11 protein-coding genes are annotated in these 11,266 nt (G+C 45.4%); 9 read left to right on the top strand and 2 right to left on the bottom strand.

The features are described 5' to 3' along the window. The first annotated feature begins 123 nt into the window (after window positions 1–123). Both PGL02S_RS20655 and mobB read left to right on the top strand, forming a co-directional pair. Window positions 124–1,353: a molybdopterin molybdotransferase MoeA gene (locus PGL02S_RS20655; protein WP_051449127.1), complete on the top strand. Its 1,230-nt coding sequence runs from the start codon at window positions 124–126 to the stop codon at window positions 1,351–1,353. Continuing rightward, window positions 1,350–1,853, top strand: a complete 504-nt coding sequence (gene mobB / locus PGL02S_RS20650) for a molybdopterin-guanine dinucleotide biosynthesis protein B (protein WP_036638092.1) — start codon at window positions 1,350–1,352, stop codon at window positions 1,851–1,853. Before PGL02S_RS20655 ends, mobB begins: the two co-directional genes overlap by 4 nt. Before the next feature lie 6 nt (window positions 1,854–1,859). Here the strand turns inward: mobB and xerS are convergent, their stop codons facing one another. After that, entirely contained in the window at window positions 1,860–2,942 is a 1,083-nt protein-coding gene (xerS, locus tag PGL02S_RS20645) for a tyrosine recombinase XerS (RefSeq protein ID WP_006209739.1), read from the bottom strand. Window positions 2,943–3,169: 227 nt separating this feature from the next. Between xerS and PGL02S_RS20640 the strand changes: the two genes are divergently transcribed. The 4 genes from PGL02S_RS20640 (at window position 3,170) to PGL02S_RS20625 (ending at window position 7,411) form a co-directional block, all read left to right on the top strand. Then, window positions 3,170–3,673, top strand: coding sequence for a GNAT family N-acetyltransferase (locus tag PGL02S_RS20640; RefSeq protein WP_036638095.1), 504 nt, complete (start codon window positions 3,170–3,172; stop codon window positions 3,671–3,673). 565 nt (window positions 3,674–4,238) lie between these two features. After that, entirely contained in the window at window positions 4,239–5,546 is a 1,308-nt protein-coding gene (locus tag PGL02S_RS20635; RefSeq protein ID WP_244892258.1) for an ABC transporter substrate-binding protein, read from the top strand. A gap of 113 nt (window positions 5,547–5,659) precedes the next feature. Beyond that, complete coding sequence (locus PGL02S_RS20630; RefSeq protein WP_006209742.1) at window positions 5,660–6,517, top strand: carbohydrate ABC transporter permease; 858 nt, start codon at window positions 5,660–5,662, stop codon at window positions 6,515–6,517. A gap of 21 nt (window positions 6,518–6,538) precedes the next feature. Then, window positions 6,539–7,411: a carbohydrate ABC transporter permease gene (locus PGL02S_RS20625; RefSeq protein WP_006209743.1), complete on the top strand. Its 873-nt coding sequence runs from the start codon at window positions 6,539–6,541 to the stop codon at window positions 7,409–7,411. Between the two features lie 156 nt (window positions 7,412–7,567). Here the strand turns inward: PGL02S_RS20625 and PGL02S_RS20620 are convergent, their stop codons facing one another. Next, window positions 7,568–7,840, bottom strand: a complete 273-nt coding sequence (locus tag PGL02S_RS20620; RefSeq protein WP_304363412.1) for an imine reductase family protein — start codon at window positions 7,838–7,840, stop codon at window positions 7,568–7,570. A 319-nt stretch (window positions 7,841–8,159) separates the two neighbouring features. Here PGL02S_RS20620 and PGL02S_RS20615 point away from each other — a divergent pair, with 319 nt between their 5' ends. The 3 genes from PGL02S_RS20615 (at window position 8,160) to PGL02S_RS20605 (ending at window position 11,173) form a co-directional block, all read left to right on the top strand. Further along, window positions 8,160–8,597 (top strand): MarR family winged helix-turn-helix transcriptional regulator, encoded by a 438-nt coding sequence (locus PGL02S_RS20615; RefSeq protein ID WP_036638102.1) that lies wholly within the window; start codon window positions 8,160–8,162, stop codon window positions 8,595–8,597. Between the two features lie 51 nt (window positions 8,598–8,648). Further along, the gene (locus tag PGL02S_RS20610) at window positions 8,649–9,284 is read left to right on the top strand and encodes an NAD(P)-dependent oxidoreductase (RefSeq protein ID WP_036638104.1); all 636 of its coding nucleotides are present in this window, start codon (window positions 8,649–8,651) and stop codon (window positions 9,282–9,284) included. Between the two features lie 584 nt (window positions 9,285–9,868). Beyond that, on the top strand, window positions 9,869–11,173 hold the full coding sequence (locus PGL02S_RS20605; RefSeq protein ID WP_036638107.1) for a YCF48-related protein: 1,305 nt from the start codon (window positions 9,869–9,871) through the stop codon (window positions 11,171–11,173). Window positions 11,174–11,266 lie beyond the last annotated feature (93 nt).

Below are 11,266 nucleotides of genomic sequence, written 5' to 3'. Positions count from 1 at the left end.
GTTGGAACAGAATGTAGTACAGTTAGAATAAGGGTTAGCATTTAATCAGAAAGAGAGGACATCATTTTGGATCATACCCATGCTGATTTAACTAAGAAACACGATAAATTCGATCGACGCGCCATGCAGGTGCCAGAAGCGCAAGCGCTTGCCACGTCTTATGTCCATGTTGGCGGGGAGGAACAAATTCGGCTGCAGGACAGCGATGGGCGCGTGCTTGCTTCTGACATGGTTGCGCCGCACCCTTTTCCGGCATTTGCACGCTCGGGTATGGACGGCTACGCTGTTCGTTCAAGCGATTTAGCGGCATGTGATCAAGGGGAAATGGTCTGGCTGAAGGTTGTTGATCAGATCCCATGCGGATATGTATCTTCTATTTCGATCGAACAGGGACTGGCTTCCCGTATCATGACAGGCGCACAGGTGCCACAAGGCGCTGATGCTGTTGTTATGCTTGAAGCGACAGAGCTTCGAGTGAAGGAAGGTGTAACCTATGTAGGGTTAATACGTTCGATTGATACCGGGAAAAATATTACTCCGCGGGGATTCGAATTGAAAGAAGGGGATTTGCTCCTGCGTAAAGGAACCTGCATCGGGCCGGGCGAGATTTCGGTTCTGGCTACGTTCGGTATTCATCAGGTCAAGGTGTACCGGCAGCCGGTGGTAGGAATTTTCTCGACGGGAACCGAGTTGCTAGACATCACCGAGCCGCTTGAGCCAGGCAAGATACGCAACAGCAACACCTACATGCTCGCTTCGCAAATTCGGGAAGCCGGAGGCGTGCCGGTCATTATGGAGGCGATTCCGGATGATATCGAGCTTGCCCGGCAGAAGGTAGAAGAGGCACTTGGCGAGTACGATATCGTGGTCACAACGGGCGGTGTCTCTGTGGGCGATTACGATATCATGGGGGAGCTTGTGACCTCCGGTGGCCTGGACATGCTGTTTAATAAAGTCACGATGCGCCCGGGAAGCGTAACAACGGCTGCGGTTAAGGACGGGAAGCTGTTATTTGCGCTATCTGGCAATCCTGGTGCCTGTTATGTAGGATTTCTGTTGTTTGTCAGGCCTTCGATTCGCAAAATGCTCGGTATGGAGCAGTTATATCTGACCGAATGGACGGCCGAACTGGGGGCCGACTATTCCAAAGTGAACAACTTCACCCGTTTTGTCAGGGGAAGACTGGCCGTGATAAACGGCAGGCTTGTGGCGACACCTGCAGCGCTCGATGAATCGAGTGTCATGATTACAATCAAAGACAGCGACTGTTTGATCGTGGTACCACCGGAGCTTAGAGGAGCGGTCAAAGGACAGTCAGTACAGGTTCTTGTCCTTCCAGGAGCCTTCGGATGAAGATTGTTCAGCTGTGCGGATATAAAAATAGCGGCAAAACAACGTTGATCACGGCTTTGATACCTCAGCTGAAGCAGCATGGCATTCGGACTGCCGTGATCAAGCACGACGCTCACGGGTTTGATATGGATCATGAAGGGACAGATACGTACAAATTCCGTGAAGCGGGAGCAGAAGGAATTGCCATTGCTTCTCCCGGACGAACGGCTGTCATGAGGGAAACGGAGCTGGGTCTAGAATCGTTGATACCCTTGTATATGGATTTTGATATGGTGCTTGTAGAAGGCTATAAAAAGATGGCTTATCCCAAGCTGGTGCTGCTGCGGGGGCTGGAAGACATGATGCTGCTGGATCAGGTTGAGGAGATGAGAGGGATCGTGGTACGTCCTGAAATGTTAAAGGAACCGTCAGCGTTGCATGAGATTCAGCAGCGGCTAGCGGTTCCCTTGGTTACATGGAATGATATTGAGGAGATCACATCGATGCTTTTGTCAATTTAGATGCTGCTATTCATCGGCACGGCGCTCAATCGCTTGAGACATCGTTTTATCCGTTAAATGTGCGTATACTTCTGTAGTTTCTGTGGAAGCGTGCCCAAGCTGTTCCTTTGTTTTATATATATCGTTCTGAAGGTAGTAGTCGGTTGCAAACGAGTGCCGCAGCTTATGAACGGTCAGGGATGGCTTGCCAAAGCGCTTGGCATATTTGATGATCATCGCTTGAATCGCTCGTTTGGTCATGCGCTGTCCTTCATGTTGCCCGTTGCGCAGTGCGACAAACAGTGCCTTTTCCTTCTTGGGCACTTTATAGCGTGTCTGTCTAAGCTGTAGATAAAATTCCAGATCATCCTTGGCTTGCGCGCGGAAGTAGACCGGTGTCTTGAAGGTCTCGTCGTTATTACCCTTACGGAATACATGCAGCATTTTATTGTTCAGGTCGATATCGGCGAGATTCAAATTTACCACCTCGGATACGCGCAGGCCGGAGTTTAAGATAAGGCTGGCTATGCACGCGTCCCTTACCTTGTTCAACTCGTGCGCGTAGAGCGCCTGTTTGTTGTTCTCGACATCCTGTCCGTATCCTTCATGAATGTAAGTGATGAAATCCTGAAGTTCTTCTTCTTCCAGTATTTTTCCTTTTAGCTTGGCCGCTGTATCCTTTGGTTTATGAATTCGCTTAATTTCTACTTTGGCCATGATATTGCGCTTGAGCAGCGGGTAAAATTCCTCGTCCTCGGCAATCTGGCTCAGGTAATGGAACAGGGAGCGCAGAGATGACAGCTTGCGGGAAACCGTAATTCTCGAGTTGGTCCCGTCCCTGCGGGTTGTCAGATATAAGCGGTAGCTGGTGATGCTCTCCATGCGGAGCTTCTCAAGCTCCATCAAGGTAATCTCTTGATTGGAGGATGCTTGTGACAGCCCTTCTGATCGGAGCCAGTTGAAAAACGTTTGATAGTCCCTCACATATTCGAGCAGGGTCGAGGGGGAGAGGTCTGGAAGTTTATAGTCGATAAATTGCTGTACAAACCAAGGCATGGCCGGTGTTTTCTCATCAAGCTTTGCACGGTCGATATCTTTTTGTATATTCATGTTCCACCTCAATGTTTATCTATGTTTATCTATATGGAGAAGACACGGTATTGCTAGCTATTAGTGTAACATATGGAAACCGAATAATCCTGCGATTAGGGGTGGTTGTCCGGTAAGGCCGTTGCCTGCACATAGGATCTGTACTTGTGTTTCGTTTAGCTGAAATTATATGATGAATGTATGTTACATAGTAAAGATTTATATGAGATACCCGGGGAGGCAGCACCATGAGGTCAGATCTAACGGAGCGTATGGGAATTGAGCTGGTTCCGAAGAGAAAACAAGCCGTAATCGTAAACTTGATGCAGTTGTATCTATATGATTTTACGAAGTATCTGGATATCTCGGTCAATGATCAAGGATTGTTTTTACCTTATCCCGATTTGGATGAATTCTGGAAAAAGCGCGATCGGAAGTATCCGTTCCTCATTATGTTTGACCAGCGGCCCGCCGGATTTGCGCTAATTGAACGAATGGATGATGCCACGGAGGCCGACTACTATATGACAGAATTTTTCGTGATGCAAAAATATCGCCGTCACGGCTTGGGAACATGGGCAGCGACATGGCTGTTTGATGAATTCCCCGGGCGGTGGAAGGTAACACAGGTAAGCAGCAATCTGCCCGCACAAGCCTTTTGGCGGAGGGTGATTGAGTCGTATACCGGCGGCAGATACGATGAATTTATAGATCCACTGCGCGACAATCCGTCACAATATTTTAATTCTTAGGATCATGCGAATGGTTTTAGAATGATGGCAGAATGCGCTTTCGGCTCGGATGGAAAGAGGTTGCGGGCGCCGATTGGGTAGCAAGGGGTAGCATCCCGGGGATTGTTTGAAACCTGTCGCAATAGCAATTACGGGCTAAAATTAGAAGAGATAAGCTTATCTCAAAGAATCTGTTGATGAATTTCAGCAGGTTCTTTTTTGGCGTGGAATTCAAATGAAAGAAGATAGCATAAGCAGATGAAGACATCATTATACAATATCATCATATGAAAATTTCACAATAGAAAAACACATTCGGATCTCCTGAATCTAGCAGCAATCACAAGGAGCGCTATCTTTTCCCTGTATCTATAAGATTTACGGTCATATAAAGGTCCAACAAAACACGCTCATAGAGCTTCTATATATATGACATGGAAAAATTTCCCCCTATATAAGATGAATATCCCCCTTTGAAACGTTCGGGGCTTGGAATAAAATTCTGGTAGACAGCAAGTATTTACATAAGGTTTTGAAAAAAAAATACTTAGGGGGATTACAAATGAAAAGGACTTCCATGTTACTCATGAGTGTTATGTTGTTGCTCTCCATGTTCCTTGCGGCATGTGGTAACAGCGGCAGCACGAACACTCCTGCAGCAGAAGGGGAGACTCCGAAAACGGAAACTCCACCAGCGGAAGAGAACGCTCCGGTTTCACTCCGCGTGTTCTCGACTTTCGGCGGAACTGATGCTGCTCGCGAAGCTTTCCAAGCAGCACTGGATGAATTTACTGCAGCTCATCCGAACGTGAAGATTGAGAATGACACGATGTCTGCAAACGACGATGGCTTCAGAACCAAAGTCAACACGGACATGAACAGCGGCAACGAGCCTGACCTGTTGTTCTACTTCATTGGTGCTGATGCAGAAGGATTTGTAAATGCGGGCAAAGTTGTACCGCTGAACGAAATTCTTGATGCTAACGCTGACTGGAAGAACGGATTCATTCCGGATGCGCTTGAGCTTGCCAAGCAAAAAGACGGAAACATTTATGCTGCACCATTGACTGGTTTCTATGAAGGTTTGTTCGTAAACAAGAAAATCTTCGAAGAAAATGGCCTTGAGCTTCCAACAGACTGGGCGAAGCTGACCACAGCTGTGAAAACGCTGTCTGCCAAAGGTATCATTCCTTTGTCCGTACCATTTGACCAATCCCACTATTTGATCGAGCATACCATTCTGTCTGCTGCGGGTCCTGAAAGCCAAAGCAAAGGCCTGATCGACGGCATCGATCCAAACTGGGAAAAAGCTTATGCTGCAATGAAAGAGCTCTATGATCTTGGCGCGTTCCCTAAAGATGCTGCAACCATTGATCTGAGCATGTCCGGCAACTATTACAGCGAAGGCTTGGCTGCTATGACAATCGAAGGATCCTGGGCAGTAGGTGGCTGGAGCGATGATACCCGTGACAATTCCACGGTTCTTCCATTCCCGACGGTTCCTGACGGTGCTGGCAGCGGTAACGATATCGTTGGCGGATTCGGTTCCGGTTTCTACCTGTCCAAATCCACTTATGACGATGCAGCCAAAAAAGATACTGCCGTTGAATTGCTGAAACACCTGACTTCCCCGGCAACCATCCAAAAAATCGCTTCAGCTAATGGTGGTACGCCAGCTGCTGATGTAGAAGTAACCGGTTTGGCACAGGTGGCTCTTGATGGTTTTGCAATGGCAGCTAAAGCTGATTCCATTAGTGCACCTGTTGACAGTAAGGTTTCACAAGAAACATTCGGCAACCTTCGTGCAAGCGTTCAGCCTGTAGTTGAAGGCAAGAAAACGCCAACTCAAGCCATCGAGGAAGCCAAGAAAACCGAGGATGCTAACAAAAAATAGTTTTCATCAGAAACGGTAGAAATAAAAGTGATGCACGCCGCCCTCTGTTTTCATTAGGGCGGCGTAGTCATTTAGACATGGATGAAGAAAAATAAACATCAAGGGTGATGAATATGAAGGGTGATCGCAAGTATATTGTGCTGTTTTTATTTCCTGCAGCTGCCATCATGACAATCTTTCTATATTATCCGTTCTTCAAGAGTTTGTATCTCAGTTTTTATCGCACAAGCGGTTTTTTTGACAAAAAGTTTGTGGGATGGGCTAACTATGAGAGACTCGTTACGGATAAGCTGCTGGGCGCTGCGACCCTGCACACACTAGAGATTATGCTGTATGTTATCGTATTTCAGGTTGGGATAGCCCTTGTGCTTGCCGTTCTGGTCGATAACATTGCCAAGTTCAAAGGTTTCTATCGTACCGTCTTTTTCTTTCCGGTTGTCATCTCCGGTACGGCGATTTCCTTGTTGTTTGTGCTGTTCTACAACTATAACTTTGGACTATTGAACAATTTGCTGGCTAATTTCAATATCGAGAAGATTCTGTGGCTGGATGCGAAGAACGCCCTCAAGGCAGTTTCGATTCCAACGGTATGGCATTATGTGGGCTTTTATTTCATTCTGTTCCTGACTGCAATGGCCAAAATACCTGCCGATTATTACGAAGCAGCAAAGCTGGAAGGGATAACCGGCATTAAGAAAACAACGATGCTAACCATCCCGCTTATCATGAGTGATATCAAGGTTGTAATCACACTTGCTATTACGGGTACGTTGAAGATATTTGAGTTCATCTGGGTCATTACAAGCGGCCAGAATGGAACGGAAGTACTGGGGACGTATATGTACAAAAAAGCCATGGTGGATCAGAACTTTGGCTACGGATCAGCCGTTGCCATTTACATGGTGGTCTTTGGCGTAGTGCTTGCGTTAATTGCTAACCGTTTGTTGAAAAGAGACGAGATTACATACTAAGCATTATAGGGGTGTACTGTTATGGAGCCAACCATCGTCGTTGAACACAAAACTCAGCGAGTTAGGAAGAGTCGGTTTAGCTTAGGCACCACGTTGATGTACGTGATTTTAACAGCGTGGTCCTTAACAACAATCTATCCGTTATTCTGGATTGTGAACAACTCGTTCAAAGTATCTCGCGATGTTATGAACAATTCATTCGGTATCGCATGGGATCCGGTGTTGATTAACTATCAGAATGCATTTGACCGCATCAATATTGGAAGAAGTTATATTAATAGCTTAGTGATGTCCTTCAGTACCGTGTTTTTGGTGCTATTGCTTGGAGGATTAGCAGCATACGTGTTATCCAGATTTAACTTCAGAGGCAAAAAAACGATTTTCTCCATTCTGTATGCAACACTGCTGATACCAGCATTTGCTACTGTAGTTCCGGTCTATGAGCTTCTGATTAAAACGAGCCTGGTAAACACATACTGGGGGTTGATTTTTCCTCAGACGGCAGGCAATCTGACGTTTGCGACATTGGTCATTGCCGGTTATATGGCAACCATTCCGAAAGAGCTGGAAGAAGCTGCATTTATGGACGGATGCAACCGATGGCAAATGTTTGTGAAAATCTTTGTGCCGATCTCGCAGCCTGTCTTTGCATCGGCAAGTATATTTGTATTTATGTGGGCGTACAATGATTTGTTCTCTGCGCTAATCTTTGTTAACAAAGAGAATGTTCGTCCGATCGTGGCATTGTTGAATGAAATTAGTTCACAATATGGTACCGACTTTGGACTTATGGCTACAGCCGTATCACTGACAGTTATTCCGGTATTGATTGTGTACCTGTTCATCTCTAAATATATTCAAAAAGGTTTGACAGAAGGAGCCGTCAAAGGGTAAGCAGGCAGCGAATTCAACGAATAGGCAAGTCAAGAGGGGACCCTTTCGTCACCTGTTTGACTTGCCTATTCGTTGTTAGTCTGCGTATCGTTCTTTAAGAAGAGGGTTTATTGAAACTCGATCAGGCGTGAGAAACCGTCATTGCCATGCCCGGCGTTAACTGCTTTTTGAATAATAAACATTTGCTTCATGAAGAATGCTGCTGTCAAGTCCGTGAAATTCGGCTGCATGGATAATATGCTCCATACTCGCGGCGTCGGAACGAAGACTGGAACTGTTGCCAGGATAGATCCCGCGATCCAAGTCGCTCGCGTTATAGGTCATAATATCAGGCATGATGCGAATGAAATTGTGAGCGTAACGTGCAAGGTCCGATGCGGCAATATTCTCGGCACGCGCTATAGCAAGAGCGTGTATGTAACCAGTCATTGCAGTCCAGAATATATCGAGCAGCGTTATATCATATGCCGCGGCGCGATCGTAATCCTCTCCAAGATAAGAAGCGATACCACAGACTCGCTAATGCTGATTCTTTTGAAATCGATAGATCAGGTGATTGTTTCAACATATGAAAAATTCACAAAAGAAGAGTGAAATAGTATATATTTCATGCATGCTCATACTTCATTCAATTTTCATCTCAGTTGGTGTATGAGGTAAACATGAACCAATAAACTTACTAAAATAAAGATGTTGACATAAAGATAGCAATGTGATAATTTGTATATACAAATGAAAGGTGATGATGATGAACATAGATGATTCCATTTTGACCTCATGCTTGTTTTTTACATCGAATCGGTTTGCACGTTCTATGACAAAGATGGCGGAGGATGCTTTTGCAAAAGCCGACTTATCGCCAACGTACTCCTATGTGTTGGTGGTGGTACAGCAGTACCCAGGAATCACGCAGAAAGAGTTATGTGATAAGTTATCGATTGCTCCATCCACAAGCACCCGATTCATTGACAAGCTGGAAGAGAAGAATTTAGTTGAACGCAAGTCCGAATGGAAGGAAACGCATATTTTCTTAACAGAGGAAGGTAAAGCTCTATATAAGGAGCTGAACCAATATTTTGAACAGCTGTACGGACAATATGCTTCCATTTTGGGGAAAGAACATAGTGAACAACTAACTAAACTTCTCCATGAGTCCAGTGAAATGTTGAAAAAGGGAAAACTGTAGCTCTTTTCACCTTCTCATTTGTATATACAATTGATAAAGGAGCGATTCATCATGCAGATTGGTATTATCGGTGCAACAGGTAAAGCAGGAAATTTGATTCTCAAGGAAGCGCAAGCACGCGGACATGAAGTAACGGCAATTGTTCGTGATGGTTCCAGGATTACCGATTCCAGTGTTAACATCCTGGAGAAGAACGTGCTGGATTTAACCGATGCCGATCTTCAAGGCTTCGACGTGGTAGTGAATACATTTGGCGCAGCGCCTGGACAGGAAACTCAATATATTGAAGTTGGACGCGTGCTGATAAATGCTCTGAAAGGAGCCGATACCCGACTGATCGTGGTGGGAGGAGCCGGAAGTCTGTTTGTTGATGAAGCCAAAACCACACGACTGATGGAAACACCTGATTTTCCTAAGGAATACTATCCGACAGCATTCCATGCAGGAGAGAACCTGAAAGACCTGGAGAATTCTTCAGATGTGAAATGGACATATCTCAGTCCGGCAGCGTTCTTTAATCCGAATGGTCAGCGGACAGGAAGCTATCAAGAAGGTAAGGATCATGTCATTGTCAATTCCAGCGGTCAAAGTTATGTCAGCTATGAGGACTACGCGATTGCGGTATTGGATGAAATTGAGTTGCCTAAGCATCTCAATGAACGCTATACGGTCATATCCGAGGCTTAATCAGCCCAGGATATATCTTAATATATAAATCCTTGAGCAAGCTGATTTCGATACAAAATCAGCTTGCTTTTTTATGCGTGAAAATAAGGAATGAAAACAACAACAGCAATCAACAATTTCATTTTATTTCATCATATGAAAAATTCACAATAGAAGATCCAAATTCTATCCTGCATCTAGACACCTCTAAGGTGATACTTCATAACCACCTCTCTTCTAATATCCCTTCCGGTTAGAAAGGAAGGTATCTCTAGAAAGCTCGAGTCGTTTCACATGGTGGTCAGGCGAATACATAACAAATCGGACGATTCTGGTTCATAAACCTGGTGATTATCAAGAACCCTCGAAATGGGCGAGCATTATATTTGTAAATTAAAACCCCCTTAACGTATGAATCACGATAGGGTTTTTTTGATGTCTAACTATGGATTAACCTACCCGAATATGAGAGTGAATCTATTAAAAAGCTACAGTATTGTAAATTTTGCAAGTCAGTTCTTTACTTATCAGCTGGATGGAATATGTTATAATGTCGAAAAAGCGGATTTGCAACATGCACATCGAAATATGAGGAGGAAGAATTCTTGAGATCAAGTCGTTTTATATTCTGGCTCAGTATGCTGGCAATGATGGCAGTTATGTTAGCAGCCTGTACCTCAGAACCGATAAAACAACAGCAGCAACAGCAACCTTCTACACCGGAAGGTCCTCCTGAATCGGTTGAAGATGAAGAAGAAGGTCAGACCATCACATTAGTAACGCCGGATACGGCCATGAAGGCCCCTGAGGAAAAAAGTAAATATCAGATACATACACGGTTGACAGACTTCCATCTCCTAAGTGAGTCAACGGGAATTGCATGGGGAATAACGAACACCGAGCTTCGTCTTTACCAAACTAAAGATTATGGTGAAACGTGGGTGGATATTTCACCCTCCTCCAATGTTCAATTCATTGACAAGCTGGAGTATGGCAAAGACATCGTGTTTGCGGATAAGGATCATGGCTGGATTATACGAAATAAGCAGGGATCAGCGGAAACCATTCTGCTGAATACAACCAATGGCGGTGACAGCTGGAAGCTCTCGTCGCTGCCCGAGACAGGCGTTGTCACTGCACTGTCCTTCGTTTCATCACAGCAGGGATGGATCATGGCAAAAGGCGACATATCCCGGGGCTCTGAGGAGAAATCCCTGTTCCACACTAGCAACAATGGCGGTTTATGGGATGAAGTCATGCAGAATACGGAGTATTCTACTTCGCGTGTCCCAGGCAGCGTTATTCCGCGAACAGGATCAGTCATCGGTTTAACGTTCACGGATTCGCTGGTCGGATTTGCTACCATTCGGGAGATGCAGTCCTCGAAGCTGTATATTACTCGTGACGGTGGTCAGAAGTGGAAATCTTCGGGTCAAGTGTTCAAGAGCAAGCTTCTTGACCCGTGCGGTTCGGTTTACGCCGGGGCGCCTAAGTTACTGGGAAGAGGCGGCAGCGGTAGCGAAGTATATATTCCGGTTACCTGCGTAAAGGATAATCAGGCGAGCTACATGGGATACTTCACGGGAGATACCGGAAAATCGTGGAATCTGGTGTCATTCCCGATGACGGGAGATGCCGGTAAGGGAACTATCCAGCCTGTCTTCCGTCGGCTTCATGACGGCTGGCGTATGGTTAACGGCATTGTGTATCATTCGAATGATTTAGGAAAAACCTGGAAGCCATTCCCGAGAAGCAAGTTACTGGCAGATAATCTAGCCAAGTATCCTAACGTGGTGAAATTGCAGTTTACCTCCTCTGATGTAGGCTGGATGCTGATTGAAACCACCGACAAGAAGCGCTCCCGACTCATGAAAAGCAGTGACGGTGGTGAAACCTGGCAGGGTTTATAGTCTGAATTTGCTATTATAAGTTACTGAATAAAGGCTGTACCTTGTTGAGAGAGTCAGATCCGGTACAGCCTTTTTTTATTGACATTATATTGT

It is taken from the genome of Paenibacillus glucanolyticus NBRC 15330 (genome assembly GCF_004000885.1).
GTDB classification, from domain to species: Bacteria; Bacillota; Bacilli; order Paenibacillales; family Paenibacillaceae; genus Paenibacillus_AQ; species Paenibacillus_AQ glucanolyticus.
The sequence above is the reverse complement of the archived record's forward strand: the minus strand, read 5'-3'. Positions and strand labels throughout refer to the sequence as shown.